This window comes from Rhodococcus sp. OS5, from assembly GCF_056837585.1.
Genome location: NZ_CM166368.1, coordinates 3,380,191 through 3,398,046, shown reverse-complemented (window position 1 = coordinate 3,398,046; position 17,856 = coordinate 3,380,191). Strand labels below are relative to the sequence as shown.

General features: G+C 60.1%; 15 protein-coding genes, 1 tRNA gene and 2 pseudogenes. 15 read left to right on the top strand and 3 right to left on the bottom strand.

Annotated elements, in window-relative coordinates:
* From xerD to ACVZUB_RS15825, 8 genes are all read left to right on the top strand, one after another.
* Complete coding sequence (gene xerD, locus ACVZUB_RS15860; protein ID WP_482627509.1) at window positions 1–924, top strand: site-specific tyrosine recombinase XerD; 924 nt, start codon at window positions 1–3, stop codon at window positions 922–924.
* Window positions 925–1,067: 143 nt separating this feature from the next.
* Window positions 1,068–2,081, top strand: coding sequence for a ParA family protein (locus ACVZUB_RS15855; RefSeq protein WP_003946138.1), 1,014 nt, complete (start codon window positions 1,068–1,070; stop codon window positions 2,079–2,081).
* A 50-nt stretch (window positions 2,082–2,131) separates the two neighbouring features.
* Complete coding sequence (locus tag ACVZUB_RS15850) at window positions 2,132–2,953, top strand: segregation and condensation protein A (RefSeq protein WP_046379919.1); 822 nt, start codon at window positions 2,132–2,134, stop codon at window positions 2,951–2,953.
* Between the two features lie 41 nt (window positions 2,954–2,994).
* Window positions 2,995–3,678 (top strand): SMC-Scp complex subunit ScpB, encoded by a 684-nt coding sequence (gene scpB, locus ACVZUB_RS15845; RefSeq protein ID WP_050794096.1) that lies wholly within the window; start codon window positions 2,995–2,997, stop codon window positions 3,676–3,678.
* A 77-nt stretch (window positions 3,679–3,755) separates the two neighbouring features.
* Window positions 3,756–5,177, top strand: a complete 1,422-nt coding sequence (locus ACVZUB_RS15840) for a pseudouridine synthase (RefSeq protein WP_019748584.1) — start codon at window positions 3,756–3,758, stop codon at window positions 5,175–5,177.
* Between the two features lie 11 nt (window positions 5,178–5,188).
* Window positions 5,189–5,869: a (d)CMP kinase gene (gene cmk / locus ACVZUB_RS15835; protein WP_172827088.1), complete on the top strand. Its 681-nt coding sequence runs from the start codon at window positions 5,189–5,191 to the stop codon at window positions 5,867–5,869.
* A complete protein-coding gene (gene der / locus ACVZUB_RS15830) occupies window positions 5,866–7,293 on the top strand; it encodes a ribosome biogenesis GTPase Der (RefSeq protein ID WP_003946199.1) in 1,428 nt (475 codons plus the stop codon). Before cmk ends, der begins: the two co-directional genes overlap by 4 nt.
* A 102-nt stretch (window positions 7,294–7,395) precedes the next feature.
* Window positions 7,396–7,469, top strand: a tRNA-Pro gene (locus ACVZUB_RS15825).
* A gap of 61 nt (window positions 7,470–7,530) precedes the next feature.
* Here the strand turns inward: ACVZUB_RS15825 and ACVZUB_RS15820 are convergent.
* The gene (locus ACVZUB_RS15820) at window positions 7,531–7,692 is read right to left on the bottom strand and encodes a hypothetical protein (protein ID WP_019748582.1); all 162 of its coding nucleotides are present in this window, start codon (window positions 7,690–7,692) and stop codon (window positions 7,531–7,533) included.
* A 502-nt stretch (window positions 7,693–8,194) separates the two neighbouring features.
* Between ACVZUB_RS15820 and ACVZUB_RS15815 the strand changes: the two are divergent.
* Window positions 8,195–8,545: pseudogene (locus ACVZUB_RS15815) on the top strand (hypothetical protein); the annotation flags it as partial.
* Between the two features lie 40 nt (window positions 8,546–8,585).
* On the opposite strand, the gene ACVZUB_RS15810 reads toward ACVZUB_RS15815, so the two are convergent.
* Entirely contained in the window at window positions 8,586–10,661 is a 2,076-nt protein-coding gene (locus tag ACVZUB_RS15810) for a protein NO VEIN domain-containing protein (protein ID WP_482628537.1), read from the bottom strand.
* A 678-nt stretch (window positions 10,662–11,339) separates the two neighbouring features.
* On the opposite strand from ACVZUB_RS15810, the gene ACVZUB_RS15805 reads away from it, so the two are divergent.
* Genes ACVZUB_RS15805 through ACVZUB_RS15795 form a run of 3 tightly spaced genes read left to right on the top strand, consistent with a single transcriptional unit; the run spans window position 11,340 to window position 14,075 of the window.
* Complete coding sequence (locus ACVZUB_RS15805) at window positions 11,340–12,128, top strand: ABC-three component system protein (protein ID WP_446695888.1); 789 nt, start codon at window positions 11,340–11,342, stop codon at window positions 12,126–12,128.
* On the top strand, window positions 12,121–12,351 hold the full coding sequence (locus ACVZUB_RS15800; protein ID WP_446695889.1) for an ABC-three component system middle component 6: 231 nt from the start codon (window positions 12,121–12,123) through the stop codon (window positions 12,349–12,351). Before ACVZUB_RS15805 ends, ACVZUB_RS15800 begins: the two co-directional genes overlap by 8 nt.
* On the top strand, window positions 12,351–14,075 hold the full coding sequence (locus ACVZUB_RS15795) for a DUF2326 domain-containing protein (protein ID WP_482627508.1): 1,725 nt from the start codon (window positions 12,351–12,353) through the stop codon (window positions 14,073–14,075). The genes ACVZUB_RS15800 and ACVZUB_RS15795 overlap by 1 nt, the downstream gene beginning before the upstream one ends.
* A 999-nt stretch (window positions 14,076–15,074) precedes the next feature.
* On the opposite strand, the gene ACVZUB_RS15790 is transcribed toward ACVZUB_RS15795, so the two are convergent.
* Window positions 15,075–15,341 (bottom strand): hypothetical protein, encoded by a 267-nt coding sequence (locus tag ACVZUB_RS15790; RefSeq protein WP_446695891.1) that lies wholly within the window; start codon window positions 15,339–15,341, stop codon window positions 15,075–15,077.
* Between ACVZUB_RS15790 and ACVZUB_RS15785 the strand changes: the two genes are divergently transcribed.
* The 3 genes and pseudogenes from ACVZUB_RS15785 (at window position 15,324) to ACVZUB_RS15775 (ending at window position 17,433) form a co-directional block, all read left to right on the top strand.
* Window positions 15,324–16,178 (top strand): hypothetical protein, encoded by an 855-nt coding sequence (locus ACVZUB_RS15785; protein WP_482627507.1) that lies wholly within the window; start codon window positions 15,324–15,326, stop codon window positions 16,176–16,178. The genes ACVZUB_RS15790 and ACVZUB_RS15785 overlap by 18 nt on opposite strands.
* Before the next feature lie 272 nt (window positions 16,179–16,450).
* Window positions 16,451–16,798, top strand: a pseudogene (locus ACVZUB_RS15780) (DUF4238 domain-containing protein); the annotation flags it as partial.
* Window positions 16,799–16,863: 65 nt separating this feature from the next.
* The gene (locus ACVZUB_RS15775; RefSeq protein ID WP_482628561.1) at window positions 16,864–17,433 is read left to right on the top strand and encodes a hypothetical protein; all 570 of its coding nucleotides are present in this window, start codon (window positions 16,864–16,866) and stop codon (window positions 17,431–17,433) included.
* Window positions 17,434–17,856: the final 423 nt, after the last annotated feature.

The following is a 17,856-nucleotide window of genomic DNA, read 5'->3' as shown; positions in this document are numbered from 1 at the left end:
GTGCTTGCCCGACAGGTGGACTCGTATCTCGACCATCTAGCGGTCGAGCGAGGATCTGCGCGCAATACGCTACTTTCCTATCGCCGCGACCTGAATCGGTACGCGGAGTACCTGAACGGACGCGGCCTCGACGACGTCGCGGGCGTGACGGAGAACGACGTCACCGAATTCGTGACACATCTGCGCCTGGGTGACAAGGATGCCGGCGTCGTACCGTTGGCGGCCAGTTCGGCAGCACGCACCCTGATCGCGGTCCGCGGATTTCACAAGTTCTCCGCCGCCGAGGGTCTGGTCAGCGTCGACGTGGCCCGAACGGTCAAGCCGCCGACGCCCGGACGCAAGCTGCCCAAGGCTCTGCCGCTCGACGACGTAATCGCCCTGCTCGACGCTTCGGGTGGCGGTGCTGCCGGTGACGGGCCCCGCGACCTGAGGGATCGCGCTCTCCTCGAGCTTCTGTACTCGACCGGAGCGCGAATCACCGAGGCGATCGATCTGGACGTGGACGACATCGACACCGAAACCCGTTCCGTGCTGCTCAAGGGCAAGGGCGGCAAGCAGCGGATCGTCCCCGTCGGCAGGCCGGCGATCGCCGCGGTGGACGCGTATCTCGTCCGTGGGCGCCCCAGCCTGGCGACGCGCGGTGTTCCTGCCCTGTTTCTCAACGCTCGCGGGGGCCGCCTTTCGCGTCAAAGCGCGTGGCAGATTCTTCAGGATGCGGCGGCGTCTGCCGGAATCAAGGCGGACGTCTCACCCCACACGCTCAGGCACTCGTTTGCCACACACCTGCTGGACGGCGGCGCGGACGTACGTGTCGTGCAGGAACTACTTGGCCACGCTTCGGTAACCACCACGCAGATCTACACACTGGTCACCGTCACCGCGATGCGCGAAGTGTGGGCTCAGGCACACCCGCGTGCCCGTTAGGGGTTGGTTGGCTCATGCGTGTCTGCGAGACCATTCGGTGATGTAGGCGGTAGCGTTCAAGGAGCGCGAGCGGCCTCCACCGCAGTTTCGGGGGTTTGCCGGCGCCGAGAGCAACCGCCGAAAGAGTAGGGGAGCATCGGACCGTGTCGACATCGCAGCCACCAGCGGCGGAGTCCGCGCCGCCGCATGTCAATGCCCAACTCTTCGAGCGCGTGAACGAATCAGCACCAGCTGTACCCTCCGAACCAGAGGCGATGTTCGAAATAGATACGACGCCAGTAGCCTCTCCACCTGCGGAAACCCTCACCGTTTCCGCGGAAGAACTCGGCCCGACAGGTCGACCGGTCCGCGAGGTACCCCAACCGACACCGTTGGCGCACCACGGACCCGCGATGATCATCGCGATGTGCAACCAGAAGGGCGGCGTCGGCAAGACGACGTCGACCATCAACCTGGGTGCGTCGTTGGCCGAATACGGTCGCCGAGTGCTCCTGGTGGATCTCGATCCCCAAGGCGCGTTGTCTGCTGGACTGGGCGTCCAGCATCACGACCTGGAACTGACCGTCCATAACCTTCTGGTCGAACCGCGTGTGTCCATCGACGATGTGTTGATGCGAACTCGGGTCGACGGCCTCGACCTGCTGCCCAGCAACATCGACCTTTCGGCCGCCGAGATCCAATTGGTCACCGAGGTCGGACGTGAGCAGACCTTGGGACGCGTGTTGCACCCTGTTCTCGATCGGTACGACTACGTGCTCATCGACTGCCAGCCGTCGCTTGGCCTGCTCACGGTGAATGCACTGGCCTGCGCCGATTCGGTCATCATTCCGATGGAATGCGAGTACTTCAGCCTGCGCGGCCTGGCACTCCTCAACGACACCGTCGAAAAGGTGCACGATCGTCTCAATCCCAAGCTCGAGTTGGCCGGTATCGTCGTCACGATGTTCGACGCCCGGACTCTGCACGCTCGTGAGGTGATGGCGCGAGTCGTCGAGGTGTTCGGCGACGTCGTCTACGACACGGTGATCAACCGCACCGTGCGATTCCCCGAAACCAGCGTCGCCGGTGAGCCGATCACGACGTGGGCGCCGAAATCGGCTGGGGCCGAGGCATATCGAGCATTGGCCCGCGAGGTCATTCACCGGTCTGGTCGTTAGTGGAACTGATTGCATCGCAAGAAGATTCGGTCGAAGTCGAGCCGGATTCGATCGACCCGAACGTGCCGACCGACGCTCAGACCGCAGCCAAGGCTGCCGGTTTCCGAGTCACTCTCCGGAACTTCGAAGGCCCGTTCGATCTGCTGTTGAACCTGATCAATCAACGACAGCTCGATGTCACCGAAGTCGCCCTGCACACCGTCACTGACGATTTCATCGCATACACCAAGGAACTCGGCAGTGCGATGGGCCTCGATCAGACAACAGAGTTTCTGGTCGTCGCAGCTACGCTTCTGGACCTGAAAGCGGCCAGGCTGTTGCCCGCCGGGCAGGTCGAGGACGCGGAGGATCTGGCGCTTCTCGAAGCCCGCGACCTTCTCTTCGCGCGACTGCTGCAGTACCGGGCGTACAAACAAGTTGCGGCGCTGTTCGGTGAGTTGGAGGAAGCAGCGCTGCGGCGCTATCCGCGCTCGGTTGCCGTCGAGGATCAGTTCACCGAACTCCTGCCCGAGGTGTTGTTGGGCGTCGACCCTCAGCGTTTTGCGGAGATCGCGGCGACTGTGTTCACACCACGTCCGGTGCCGACGGTGGGCCTCGATCACCTCCATGTGTCCAATATCTCGATACCCGAGCAGGCCGAGCGAATTCTCGAGTTGCTGCGCGAGCGAGGCATAGGGGAGTGGACACCCTTCGGGGACCTCGTTGCCGAGTGTGAGATCACCGTCGAGATAGTCGCAAGATTTCTCGCGTTGCTCGAGTTGTATCGCCGGCAGGTCATTGTGTTCGAGCAACCCGAAGCACTCGGACCGCTGATGGTGAGTTGGACCGGAGACGACCCGGCCGCGCCGGTCACAGAGGAGGACTACGGATGAACGCCGAGCCGACGGAACCAGAGTCTTCGCAGCTAGACGAGATGATCGAGCCTACCGAACACGCCTCGGAGTCCGAAGTTTCCGCCCCCGATTTCGAACTCGACGACGACCAACTCGACGCCGTGCTGGAGTCGCTTCTGCTTGTCGTGGATTCGCCGGCCGAAGTGAACCAGCTCGCATCTGTCACCGGAACCGCACCGGAACGAGTCGAAGAACGCCTGACGTCGATGTCGGCCGCATTGACCGCTCGCGGCAGCGGAATGGACCTGCGCTACGCGGGCGACGGATGGCGTCTGTATACGCGACAAGAGTTTGCCCCGTATGTGGAAAAGCTGCTATTGGACGGCGCACGCACCAAATTGACCAGGGCGGCATTGGAAACTTTGGCCGTAGTCGCATACCGTCAACCGTTGACTCGTGCGCGGATCAGTGCGGTACGAGGCGTCAACGTGGACGGGGTGGTACGCACCCTCCTTGCCCGCGGACTGATCGCGGAAGCCGGGCCTGACCCGGACACCAACGCGACACGGTACTCCACGACCGAACTGTTCCTCGAACGGCTCGGCCTGGCCTCGCTCAGCGAGCTCCCGGAGTTGGCCCCGCTCTTGCCTGATGTCGATCTCATCGACGACATCAGCGAAAGCCTGGAATCCGATCCGCGATTTGCGAGAATGAACAAGGCAGACGTGCCCGCTGACGTAGTGGACACCGAAGTCGACGACTGACCGGAATTCCGGCGCTCGTCAGCACCGAGAAAGACCCGACCACGCTCGGGAAACAGTAGAAAACTGACAGGAAAAAAGTGAACAATCCCGCTCGCCGAGATGGCACACCGGACCGTAACAACTCCCGCGACAACCGCGGCGCACGCAGCGATGCCCCCCGTGGTGGTCGCAGCGACGCCCCCCGCGGCGCACGTAGCGAAGCGCCCCGTGGTGGACGCAGCAACACTTCCCGCAGTACCTCTGGATACGACCGCAACGCCGGATCCGACCGTCCCCGCACGGACGACCGTCGCGGTGGATTCAATGATGACCGTCGCCCGCCGCGCAGTGATGACCGTCGCCCGCCGCGCAGCGATGACCGTCGCCCCGCACGTACCGACGACCGTCGTGGTGGCTACAACGACGACCGTCGCGGACCGCGCACTGACGACCGCCGCGGACCTCGCAGCGATGACCGCCGTACCCCCCACGTCGACGCCCGTCGCGCACCGCGTGGCGGCGCTGACCGTCGTAGTGACGATCAGCGCGGCGCACGCCCCGACGCTCCTCGCGGCGGCGCATGGTCGAACGCACCTCGTGGGTCCAAGTTCGACGGACCTCCGCGCAAGCGCCCGGCAGCCCCGACACCGCCGGCGACCAACAAGCGTGGCAAGCCGAAGACCGAGAAGCCGCAGCGCGTCGTCTCTCAGAACCCGTTGGTCTCCAACGCCAAGCCGGCGCGTCATCAGCATGCCGAGATCACCAAGCACGACGGCCCGCCGAAGGGTGACGGCGTCCGCTTGCAGAAGGTGCTGGCTCAGGCCGGCGTCGCATCACGCCGCGCTGCTGAAGAACTGATCGATCAGGGTCGCGTCGAGGTCGACGGCCGCATCGTGGTCGAACAGGGTCTGCGTGTCGACCCCGAGAACGCAGTGGTTCGTGTCGACGGCGTCCGCGTCGTCGTGCAGAAGGACCTCGTCTACCTCGCGATGAACAAGCCGCGTGGCTGGCAGTGCACCATGTCCGACGATCTCGGTCGTCCGTGCGTCGGTGACATCGTCTCCGAGCGCGTTCAGTCGGGTCAGCGGCTCTTCCACGTCGGCCGTCTCGACGCCGACACCGAAGGCTTGCTTCTCTTCACCAACGACGGCGATCTGGCTCACCGCCTGATGCACCCGTCGTTCGAGGTTCCGAAGACGTACCTCGCCACGGTTCACGGCGTTGTCGAGCGCAGCACCGGCAAGCAGCTGCGTGACGGTGTCACCCTCGACGACGGTCCGGCCAAGGTGGACGCGTTCACCGTGCTCGAGATCAACGAGGGCAAGACGCTCGTCAAGCTCGTACTTCACGAGGGCCGTAAGCACATCGTGCGTCGCCTCCTCGATGCCGTCGGTCACCCCGTTGTCCGCCTGGTACGCACCAACGTCGGAGTTGTCGCTCTCGGCGATCAGCGTCCGGGAACGCAGCGCGTCCTCGGACGTAGCGAGGTCGGTGGACTGTACGAGGCGGTCGGCCTGTGACCGATTCGTCCATGCCGCTGGTAGTCGCTATGGACGGACCGTCCGGAACCGGCAAGTCCAGCGTCTCTCGCGCGTTGGCGCAGCGTTTGGGCGCTCGCTACCTCGACACCGGAGCCATTTACCGGATCGCGACCCTGCACGTGCTGCGTCAGGGAATCGATCTGGCGGATTCCGCCGCGATCACCGCTGCCGTTGCGGCATTGCCGTGGTCCATCGGTACCGATCCAAGCAGTGAGCAGGTGCATCTCGACGGCGCGGACGTCAGTGAGGAGATCCGCGGCGACGCGGTCACCAAGGCTGTCTCCGCGGTCTCGGCTGTGCCCGAGGTTCGCGACCTGCTGGTCGCCACTCAGCGTGAGCTGGCGGCGGGTGCGGAGCGGATCGTCGTGGAAGGTCGCGACATCGGAACCGTCGTACTCCCCGATGCAGACGTCAAGATCTTCTTGACTGCATCGGCGGAAACCCGTGCGGCACGGCGCAATACGCAGAACATCGGCCAAGGCCGTGAAGACAATTACGAAGCGGTGCTGGCTGATGTGCAGCGCCGTGACCATCTCGATTCGACTCGGGCAGTGTCGCCGTTGCGCCCTGCCGAGGATTCCATTCTGGTGGATACGAGCGAATTGGGAATTGAAGATGTGATCGCCAAGTTGCTGTTGGTGGTCAGCGACAGAACTGGAGCAGTGCAGTGAGCGACGATCTGGTAACCGAATATGCCGGTGACGGAACTTGGTCCGAGGAATCGGAGTGGGATTACGCCGATCTCGAAGCGGACGGCGAAGGCGAAGCGCACATTGCCGTCCCGACCTTGGCTGTTGTCGGTCGACCGAACGTCGGCAAGTCGACGCTAGTCAACCGCATCATCGGCCGTCGTGAAGCGGTAGTCGAGGACATCCCCGGCGTTACCCGTGACCGCGTCTCGTACGAGGCGAACTGGGCCGGACGACGTTTCCTCGTCCAGGACACCGGCGGATGGGAGCCCGACGCAAAGGGTCTTCAGCAGGCCGTTGCCCGGCAGGCCGAGTTGGCCATGGGAACGGCTGACGCCATTCTCCTGGTCGTCGACGCCGTTGTCGGCGCTACGGCGACGGACGAAGCTGTGGCTCGGGTGCTTCGCCGCTCGAAGACTCCGGTCATCCTCGTTGCCAACAAGGTGGACGACGGACGCACCGAGTCCGAGGTTGCAGCGCTGTGGTCCTTGGGCCTCGGTCAGCCGTACTCCGTGAGTGCGACGCACGGCCGCGGCACCGGCGACCTGCTCGACGAGGTTCTCGAGAAGCTGCCGGAAACCCCGCGTGAAGGTATCCCCGGCGGCGGTCCGCGTCGTGTTGCTCTCGTCGGAAAGCCGAACGTCGGAAAGTCCAGCTTGCTCAACAAGCTGTCCGGTGACGAGCGGTCCGTCGTGCACAATGTTGCCGGCACCACCGTCGACCCGGTCGACTCCATCGTCGAACTCGGCGGGCGCCCTTGGCGTTTCGTCGACACGGCTGGTCTGCGCAAGCGTGTCAGCCATGCCAGCGGCGCGGAGTTCTATGCGTCGCTGCGTACGAAAAGTGCAATCGAGGCCGCTGAGGTTGCGATCCTGCTGATCGACGCACACGAGCCGATCACCGAGCAGGACCTGCGTGTTCTGAGCATGGTGGCCGACACGGGTCGTGCACTGGTGATCGCATTCAACAAGTGGGACCTCGTGGACGAGGACCGTCGACTCATGCTGGACAAGGAAGTGGACCGCGATCTGGTCCGCGTTCCGTGGGCTCAGCGTGTCAACATCTCCGCCCACACCGGTCGCGCCGTGGCGAAGCTCGTGCCGGCTCTCGACACGGCTCTGGAGTCCTGGGACAAGCGCATCCCGACGGGTCGCCTGAACACCTGGCTCAAGGAAGTTGTGGCAGCAACGCCGCCTCCGATGCGTGGTGGTCGCCTTCCTCGCATCATGTTCGCGACGCAGGCAAGCACACGCCCGCCGACATTCGTTCTTTTCACCACGGGCTTCCTCGAGGCCGGCTATCGCCGCTTCATCGAGCGGCGTCTGCGTGAAGAGTTCAACTTCGACGGCAGCCCGATCCGCGTATCCGTCCGAGTGCGCGAGAAGCGTGACCGTAAGGGCCGCTGATTCTGCGTCCAATTCGGTACTGAAACGGCTCTGACCAGCCGATTGGTACTTCGGCCCGTCCCTGATGTAATCTTTCCAAGCGCCCGAAACAAGGGCGTGGGACGGGCTGTGGCGCAGCTTGGTAGCGCACTTGACTGGGGGTCAAGTGGTCGCAGGTTCAAATCCTGTCAGCCCGACCGAAGTTAGATCAAAAAGGCAGTTTCTCAGAGATGAGAAACTGCCTTTTTGTTTGTGCCTTCAAAGGTTCGGCAACGGATCATGCGGGAAGTCCTGCGGTGACGTGATCTCCGCGTCGGCAGCGTTCACGACTGCAACATATTCTTCGTCGATCTCGTACGTAATGCCCGCCGCAGTGAAGTGCGGTGTGGATGCAGTGTCGACTGGGCCGAGAACGGTCATTCTCGGAAACTGGGTGAGGATCGACCTCGGCACTTTTCTGGACCGAAAGCTCGTAGAGAACACGGTGATCGCCTTTCGGCTCACCACGACAAACACACTCGGTTTCGCGCTCATCAGAACGTCTGCTGGAAATACGTACCGGATCTCGTCATCTGGATCCAGGTAAGACCGAAGGCGCTCGCGAACATCCGCAGAAACCGGCGTGCGCGGAAGGTTAGCAGCACGAGCACAAGAGCTTGCAAAGTTCTTGGTGTCGACCGGCCGATAAACCGAATATTTCTACGGCGCTTATTCACCGTTCGATGATTTTGCTCCGATTTCCTGGCAATGGAGCGGACGTTGGACCTCACCAATGTCAAGGCGACATTGATCTTGCTGTCCGGTCATCAGACGCTGGAGGCGATACGGCAGTGGTCGAGTCAATGGCCGGCTTGAGTCCGGTGCTCGGAGCGGAAGTCCACGCTGTCATTGGTGGTGATCTCACTGCGTTCGGAACCCAGATCGGTTGGCGCGCATCGCGGGTCTGGCGCCGGAACCTTCTGATTCGGGTCGGGTGAGCGGAAACCACTGGCGGCAGAGGCGATACGACCGGCGTCTGTTTCGGGCGTTCTACCTCGGCGGTGTTCGGGTGGATTACCCGCTACAACACCCGACTACGGCACTCGCACTGCAACTATCTCAGCCCTGCCGACTACGAAACCGCTCACACATCCGATGGCCTGTAGCAAACCGCGTAATCATAAACCCGTGTCCAGTCGCCGGGGTCATGGCCCATGGCTGCACTTTCACACCTGGACGGGGTCGGTACTTCGCCAACGTGAAGGCGACTGCCACAGTTCTGCAGTTGGATTGAGCGTCAATGACTCGAATGGGGAGCTGACCGGCGAAGGTGGTTACGGCTCAGTGAGTTCGTAGTCAGCTTCGAACTCGTATTGGCTGCACTCCCATGCCCATTGTCGGCACTGCTTTGTAAATTCGAGTTGTTCTCTGGGGTTACGTAGGAACTGAACAAATGTGGTCCCCTCTGCACGGAGGACGAGTGCCAGAATGTATCGGTGGCGGGAGTCCCTGGCGAAGGAGTCTTCGTTGGGTGTCAAGGCGAAAGGTTGGCCCGCGTAATTGATGGACTTCACTTCGACGAAATACTGTTTTGAGTCGTATGTAGCCAGGAGATCGTAGCCGAGATTTTGGCGACTGTGGTCTTCGGCTGTGTACCCGAGGTCAGTTAGTAGCCCCAACACACAGAGCTCGGCAGAGCGCCACGCGGAAGCATTTCGGGTCGTTGCGATTCGGTGTCCGTGAGCGGTCGAAGCATCTGGTAAGTGTTGAAGCGGATCGCCTAGGGGGTCGGGGTTCACCGTATGTACGGTTGCGTCTTCAGGTATTTCGGGTGGGGCGAAATTATCTGTAGTGGTGCTGGTCCTGAGTGCGTTCGCCAGGCTGTCGCCTTCTATGTATCGACCAACACGCCGCTGGATTGAGTTGACGTCTGTTCCGCAGCTTTTGAGAGAGTTCAAGAAGTGATCCGCGACTGTCACATCGGATGCAGCTATTTTGATCAGCTCATGAGGCCCGTCGTCAGCGAACCAAACCTTCGAAGAAATTAGCTCCTCGACAGAAACATCAATCGGAACGACACTCTTGATGACGTGGCTGATCAATTCAGCGCAGCCGGTGCTTGTCATTGCTCCGCTTGCCGCTGTGGCGAGTAGTGCCTGGGTTGAGGCAGTCTTGACCCCGGCAAATTTCGCGATTTTAGCGGCCGGCGATGCCTCGGCGGTGGATTGGGCAATCAGTCGGTGCCCTTCCGGGGTTATCGAGATTGTTGTAGCGTCGTGCGCGTTAAGCCAGGCAGGTGCGAGATGGTGTCGATTCTGGAGTGGGCGAAGGCGTTCGGAGACACTGCTCAGCAGTTCTGATCGAAAACTGCGTTTCTGAAACTGTAGTGCGACGTCATCTACGTTTGGAGACAGACATGCAAGTAGCTCTGAGGCTTCACTCGTGGGTGACTCCATCGCCGAGAGGATGCGTTCACCAATCATTGCTGCGATTGAATCGATCTGAATTGCAGTGCGATCGTCAAGGGTTATTCGAGTTCGCGACGGGTCGGTACTGAAGTCGCCATTTATGCGAATCCCGAAGCCCGACTGTTCTAATGTCGGAAGGTATGCATGTGCAATTGAATCAGTGGCATGGAGGGGAACAACTCGTTCGCCATCCATGGAGTATGCGATGGCGACGTCATGGTATCGCTCGACTCTCCACTTCTCGGTTCTGGTTGGTGCTGAGATGTTGAGGATCGAAGATTCAGTGGTCAGGATTTGGCGGCGACACCGAAAGTGTATCTCCGATGAATCTTGAATCTCTACTGAGGCAACATGATTCAGGAAAAGTAGATAGTCGGAGTCGAATCGTGCGAACTCCTCCGCCACCTGATTTTGATTGAGTCCTTCCATGATAAATACGGTGCTTAAACCCTTTCCGATCAACCGATTCGCGGCAGTCATTTGGGCTGAGCTTGGGTCAATGACGAGAGGGTGTGGGATCCGGATCAGTGGCACTGGGGTGGATCCGCCGGTGAGTCTTTGGGTCAGGTCTCGAGCAAATGTTGCTTGGAGTTGGTTGCTGATCAGGTGAACTCGATCGGCTACCCCCACGACTGACTTGAATCCAATGCCCCGATATCCGATACCTTCGCCCCGTGACTTGCTGGATGAGGAGCTGCGACACAATGCGCGAAAGTCGCGGAGGTCGAAGGGGCGACCTGAATTGGCGCAGATAACCCAATCATCTCCCCTCACAAGTACAACACGGTCAGCACCGGCGTCGTCGGAATTCTGCAGCAGCTCAATGAAGGTTCGAGTCGAATATGACTCTGCCACATATCGTTCCAATCCAGCCATGTCTGCAAGTAGTTGCGGAGAACTTGTAGCCTCAGCGAGTAGTTCCTGACGCACGGTGCCGAGCATGGTCACTTCCATGTTCCCTTCAGGGACGTAGTTAGAGGGAAGTCGGGTACAGGCGGATCTTGGACGGAGGTTCGTCGCAATCTAGACGTTCGGAGCACGATTCGAACCCAACGAAGTTGTCCTCGTCTAGGAAACCGTAGGTTGTGGCGATTAGCTGACCGTTTCGGTTGTAAGCGGACGCGATGACCTTAATTGCGTTACTGATTCGCCCGGCAGGCGCGATTACGTCGTAGTTGATCCGTACTTCGCTCGAATAGTCGTCCTTCTTATAGACAGCGTATAGAGCCTCGAATGTGATTCCCATTCGATCTTCGAGCGCGTCGATTCGTTCGATGCGATCGGTTAGTTCGATGCTGATGTCTTGTGTCATTTCCGCTCTCGTTGGTCAAGGTTGGTTCGGTGCTCGGTGCTCGGTGCTCGGTGCTCGGTGCTCGGTGCTCGGTGTAGGACTTGTTCCTGCTTCAGTGATGCGAACGACTATCGATGCAGATCGGCCGATCGTATCCCGTGTAAGCCAGATTCGTCGCACTAGTTGTACGTTGCCAGAACTAAATAGATTGGTGCTCGGATACCCGTCCTTGAAAATGGTGGTGAGGGCACTGTTCTTACGCAAATAACTTTGCAGGCTTCGGTGTATCCGACTTCAGGGGACTCTGGACCCGTCGATAGTCTGTGCTCATGGTTCAGAATTCTCTGCGGGACCGCGTTCCGCACGCGCAGGAGAAGGTGGTCATATCTCGCAGCGGAAACAAATGCGCGTACCCGGACTGCGGACTCGATCTGACGATCGACCCCCAGAGCGCCGGAGATCAGCCGAAGGCGACGGGAAAAGTAGCCCATATCGCTGCCGCCAGTCCAGGAGGGCCGCGTTACGACGCGAGCATGACCCCTACCCAGCGCAGCTCCGCGGGCAATCTTGTCTACCTTTGCGGGCCGCACCACGATGTGATCGATTCACAACTGGAGTACCACACCAGAGAGTTCCTGCTCGGTGCGAAGCGCGTGCATGAGGAAGCGGTGAAGCGGGCGGTGCGTAATGCACTGGGAGCGGTAACTTACGAGGAGCTGACGGTGGTGTGCACTGTGATCGCCAGTGCCCCGCCCCCGCCGCAGCAGCTCGGGGTCGAGCGTGCGTTGCCGCTTCAGGAGAAGATCGACCTGAACCGGCTTGGGTCGGCGTCCGTGCAGCGCATCACCGATGGCTTGTCCCAGGCTGCACGTGTCGCGGACTTCATAGCCTTCCAGAACAGCTTGTCGCCATCGTTCGGGCGGATCCTGGTCACGAGGTTCAAGAGCGACTATTACGCGGCGCTGGCTGAAGACCTGGAGCCCGACGCCGTCTTCGACTATCTCGTGGAGAAAGCGCTCGAGAACGCTGGTCCGCGAGATACACCTCAAGTTCGTGCGGCCGCGCTATCGGTGGTGGCTTATCTGTTTGAGATCTGCGAGATCTTCGAACGTGAGTGAGATCTTCCCCGATAAATTCACACCCCTGGAGCGCACAGTGGTTGGTGAGGCCGCTGCACTGCTGGCGTTGCTCGGGAAACGCAGTGTCAGCATCGGTCAGCTCTATATCGAGCACCGGCAGGCTGTACATTCGGCAACCTACGATTCGTTTACAGCAGCACTCACACTCCTTTACGGGGCCGGCGTGCTCGACTACCAAGACCAGATCGTGAGAGTGAGTTAGTGTTCATCCGCCTGAGCGCGAACCACGACGAGTTCACGCCCATTAACTTCAAACCGGGATTCAACGCGATCATCGCCGAGCGCGCCCAGGACTCCACCGAGCAGGACAGCCGCAATGCGCGCGGCAAGTCCACTTTGCTCATGCTGATGAACTATGTTCTCGCCGGGAACCTCGATAAAAGCCTGCGCCCTCTCGCCGCCGAAGGGTGGGAGATCACACTCACTCTTGAAATGTTCGGCGGAACCGTCACGGCCACACGCGCACTCGCGAACGGCAGAAAACTGACAATCGTCGCCAACGGGTCCGCGCGGGAAGTACTCGGACCCTGGCTTTTTGAGGGGCAAATCGCTCTCGACGAGTGGAAGGATGTGCTCGGGCTGGCGTTGTTCCAGCTCGAACCCAACGTCGAGGACGTGACCGGCGGCATCTCCGTCCGAACGCTGCTGTCGTATGTGATTCGTACGGACCCGCCCAAGGACCCTCTGAAGATCGTTGCCCAGCAAGGCGCGACCAGCAGTCGGCAACACGTGGCTTTCCTTCTCGGTCTGGACTGGGAGGTAGTCCACGATCTCGCCGGTATCAACAAGGGTTTGAAACAGATTGAAGCGATCACTGCCGCGTCCCGCGAGGGGCTCGTCAGTACCCTGCGGCCCGAAGGGGAACTCGTCTTCGAACGGGCAACGTTCAAGAACGAGGTTGATGAATGGCAACAGCGGATCTCTAACTTCCGAATCCTTGAGGACCCGAATTCTCTGGTTGCGCGAGCAGACGAGCTGACTGCCGCGATCTCACGACTACGAGACGATGCGGTGGTCGATCGGCGGATGCGGGAGCTGTATCGGTCATCACTTGCCGATGCTCAAGGTGCCCCCGCCACCGCGCTGCCTGTGGAGGCGCTGTTTGAGGCGGCAGGCGCAATCCTCGCAGACGGATTCAAGAGGCAGATCAGCGACATTCGCCAGTTTCATACCTCACTTCTCGCAAACCGGCGCACCTTCCTCCACAGCGAGATCGATTCGCTCGACAGGCGCATCGCTGACCGTACCGCTGAACTCCAGCAGTTGGACGAGCAACGCGACAACGCTCTTCGCACACTTGATGCCGGCGGTGCGTTAGATGAATTGAATGCGATGAGGGCCGAACTAGGCGAAGTGCAATCCCGGATGGCTGCGATTGACTTACAGATTGAGCAAGCACGTGAACTTGATTCCCGCCGTGAGGAACTCAAGCTTGAGCAGTCCACTAAGCGTAACGACGCCACGCGAGGGCTCGCGAACTCGAGAGAGAAGCTGGACCGCATCGGCGACCGATTTAGTCAGAAGATGAGCCGCCTCTACGGTAAGGATGCCGCACTCACGGTTTCAGTCGATGACAGCGGCTACAAGTTCACGATTAAGGCATCGGGTTCAAGCAGTGCCGGCGTCAACCGGATGACGTTATTCTGCTTCGACCTCACCATGCTCGAAGAAGGCATCACGACGGCCCACCATCCCGATTTCCTTGTGCACGACTCATCGGTCTTCGATGGCGTCGATCCTAGGCAGCGCGCCGGGGCACTGCACTTCGCGCAGGAGATGGTGGAAACCACGGGTGGGCAGTACATCTGCACGATTAACAGCAATGACGTTCCTGACGAAGTCCTCGACCAGGACTGGTTCAAGGCGGGTGTCGTCCGCACGATTCTCGACACGGATACAGGTGGCCTCGTCGGTCGCCTATTTTGACGAATCCCTAGGGCTGCCTGGTTCAGGCTGTAACCTGACGGTTCGTCGAGTTGGAGTGAGATCCCGAGGTATTCACCGACTGGTAGGGGCTTTTTGGTGAAATGACCCGACAAGACAGGCACATTCGGCAAGAAACTGCGTGGTACAGCGCAACGATGTCGGTCTTCATACGTAGTCTGCAGCGACGGATTCCGAGTAAGGAGCAGTCGAACGATGGGCAAGAAACAGGGCCGCCGCAATCAGAGTCGTCCACCGCGTTGTACCCCAACAGTTGATGCGCCCGTGGACCCCACACCATCACAAGCTGACGAGGACATGGCTGCAGTCCAAGAGGCTATAAGCCATCAGAACTTTGTTCTCGTGGCGGCAGACGCTGAGATGGAGCCTGTCGACGAAACAGATCGACGTGATGTGCTTGCGGGTATTGCGGGACTTGCTGCAGTACGCGAACTGTCCCTGCTGTTCTCGCGTCTCGATCTTGCTCTGATGATCGATTGGTCGGAAAAACGAGTACAAACCGATCTGCTCCGTCGAGTCGGTACGCCGTGGAGTGAGGCTCTGATAACCCGCGTCAACAACGGTGATCACCTGTTGACCGCAAGGTCGCTGGGGCAACTTATGCGCGAGATCTTGGAGTACGCCTCTACTTCTCCAGACGCACCGGAGCTCACGTTGCCGACATTGGTGCACTATCTTCTCTCGATCAACACGGAACACAACCGTCACCCGGAGTACAGCGACACCGGACTGGTAACTGACGACGATCACAGAAAGATGGCTCAGGAACTGTCGGGAATGAGTGCAGACGACAGTATCGCGATGCTCCGCGAGCTGATGCCAGACGAAATTGCGAATGCCTTGGCGGATGTAACACTCAGTCCGGTAGGCCTTCGAGCCGAAACCGAAGACACGTGGTTCAGGTCATGGCCCGACAAAGTGGTTCATCCCGCGCTCGGATCCTGTCCTGCAGAGTCTTTCGCTACAGTCTATGGCGTCCCTCTAGTCGAAGTCCTGGCACTCGGAAAGATCATCGACGACCTGACTCGAGATGGAGTGATGGAGTTCGCTCGAACGCAGCTGCTTGAACTTGGTGGAACCGAAGCCGCGATCGAGCTGTGCATCCAGGAGATGTCGCGACCGCTTGATCAATACCGAGACGCTCTCGCCGACGATCGTCGACGCGGTTCGGTGCACCAGCAGCGGTACACCATGACCAGGTTCCCTTTCCTCCGGATTGACGCTGACACGGTGCTTCTGCTTCGCCACCAGTGGGGTATCGACAGGTTCTACGGCAACCTGCTCTATTGGTCGACTTTCGCGGGCCTGCCCGGATTCAAGATGCCGGCACCGAAACGGAAGTCAGAGGCAGAAGCTTTCAGTGACGGAATGAACCACGTCTTTGAACGATCGATCGGCGACATCTTGGAAACGCTGGTCGCCCGAAGCGCATTTGCCGACAAACTGATTACCGAGAACGAAATGCAAACAGCCTGGAAAACAAGCAGTCAGGCGACCGCATCAGCGTGCGACTGGGTCATTAAAGCTGGAAAGACGTGCATCGTGGTCGATGCCACGAATCATTCGCTCGACATGTTCCTGTCTCAGGGCCTCGGAACAGCTGAGGCGTATGCGACGGATATGAACAGAATTTTCGCCTCCGCCGATGGAAAATTCGGACAACTCGCCAAGACCATGAGAAAACTGCGCGAGCGGGGCGTTGAGGACTTCGATTTGCATCCGGCTACAGTTTTCCTGCCGATCATCGCTCTGCCTGCTGGTGGGATACCTAACCTCGACACCACCGACCTCGATTTCCAACTTCGTAGTCGCCCATTTTTCGAAGAATTCAACGGTCGGATTCTCGCACCTGCCGCCATGACACTTACCGAGCTACAGATCCTCGAAGGTATGGCAGGTCGTCGCGGGTTCCCAGACCCTGTCAAGACGCTTATTCAGTGGAGGCGCACGTGCACTCAGACCATTCTGCCGATCCGGTTTCGTGACTTCCTCGACCTAACGCTTGCCGATCCCAATCGGCCACTGGCGAGTCGCGTTCTTGCTAACAACGACGCTCTCCTTGGGCGTGTCGCTAGGTTGTCCTGAAACCGCATTTCACGCTGCAGCGCTTTGGACGTCGTTTTCGTCCCGCGGCAACTTGCCCCACCGCGGTATTGTGGTTCGCGTGTGTTCTATAGCTTACCGGTGTTTCGGCCGGTCGCCATAAGTAAGTTCCTGATTGCGGCCAATGGTCAGTAAGTGTGAGCGCAGACGAGTTCAGAGCAGGCTCCACCGCACCATCCATCGTGCCCCTGGTCGTTGTGCTTCCCGTAGGCAGTTGATCTCCGGGATAGGTGCAATGAGCGTGTGTGACCTCCATGCACGCCGAAACTATGCTCGCCGGCCCGTCGAACGACAGCTTGCGGGCGAGGATCGAAAGTGTTGCTGAGATTGCAGCCAGCCTGACCAACATTCCGGATGCTCCGAAGTATCACCATGTGGTCCCTCAGTCCTACATCAGACGCTGTACCCCTGACCGAAAGGGCTCGGTACATCCCGTTCTTGTCGATGGTGGTCGCGGGAAACTCTTGGGGCCCAAGAAGGTTGGCGGGATAGACGACTTCTATCGACTCGAAGCCGACGACATCGACGAGACCTCGACACCCCCGCTGGTTGTCGAGGTTCTACTCGGAATATTCGACAACCTCGCGAGGGTTCTGATCGACGAACTTCCCGCGGCCGAGCCCGGACCTGTCACCGGCGTCGAGATGAAGTCCGGCAATGCCCGGCAATGCCGATGCAGCCGTGTGGATCTACCCCATCGACCGCAACCGTCTCCTCGCGTTTTTTTCCCCCGAACATCTCGCCGCAGCTCCCCTTCGTTCTCGACGGGGTCGAGACCTATGAGATCAATCGAGAGATCGTCGCTGCCGCCTACGAGAAAGTCTTCGAGCATCCTGACGACCACATCGCGAGCACCATCACGGTGTCCCCGTGGCCGATCGCTCCCGCGCCGACACAGTGGTTGATCTCTCGCGGCGACCGACCCGATGGTTCGAGAGCGCGGATCCGCCGGCGGCACCTGATTGTCGCGGACGCAGCCGGGAACAACGGGGGATTGAAGCTGAGTCGGTCGAGTTTGAGCGAGTGGTTCAAGGGAAAGGTCGTGCCCAATGACCCGCGGTATTTCGCGCTTCTCGTTCAGACCCTGACCGGCACTGGACCATCTGACGAGCTGAAGCGGCTCTACGTGTGGCTGAGCAGGAGAGCCGGACTCGGAGAGGAACGCGGCGAGGTGCGGCGGCAGGCGGCTCCGATGCGATGCCCATACGTTCTGAGTTGCGGCGGCTGCCGGGGATAGACGTGTTGCATCACGTGAACGCTCCGCGGTTGAACCCTCTGTTGGCCGCGTACGGGTTTCCGTCAGTTTCGGGCGTTCCCGCTGCTGGAAGCCGCGAGACGATGGGATTCGCCTAGGTGACGCAGTCGATCGTCACGCGATTGGCGAAGGTAGAACTTCCGGTGCGCTTACTGACGCCGGAGCTCGGCCTGCGGTCGCTTCAAGAGGGTGACCTCCTGCTTTCAGCAGACCGGTGCACACCCGCAATGGGCGCATGCCTGGTGGTACCACGCCAATCGAGCTTGATCTCAACAAAGATCCTCTCGTCTACATCAAGACGAGAGGTGTTCGCATCGTCATGCCATACGATCCGGCGTTCATCACGACCTCGACGGCGTACTTCGATTTCATGGCCGGCCGAACTCGGATGCTTGGGTTGTGTGT

Excerpts from the sequence above, each read along its gene's own strand:
- ACVZUB_RS15805 (WP_446695888.1), top strand. The coding sequence starts at position 11,340 with ATGGTTCAGAATTCTCTGCGGGACCGCGTTCCGCACGCGCAGGAGAAG.
- ACVZUB_RS15820 (WP_019748582.1), bottom strand. The coding sequence starts at position 7,692 with ATGACCGTTCTCGGCCCAGTCGACACTGCATCCACACCGCACTTCACT.
- scpB (WP_050794096.1), top strand. The coding sequence starts at position 2,995 with ATGATCGAGCCTACCGAACACGCCTCGGAGTCCGAAGTTTCCGCCCCC.
- ACVZUB_RS15775 (WP_482628561.1), top strand. The coding sequence starts at position 16,864 with ATGCCGATGCAGCCGTGTGGATCTACCCCATCGACCGCAACCGTCTCC.
- cmk (WP_172827088.1), top strand. The coding sequence starts at position 5,189 with ATGCCGCTGGTAGTCGCTATGGACGGACCGTCCGGAACCGGCAAGTCC.
- ACVZUB_RS15810 (WP_482628537.1), bottom strand. The coding sequence starts at position 10,661 with ATGCTCGGCACCGTGCGTCAGGAACTACTCGCTGAGGCTACAAGTTCT.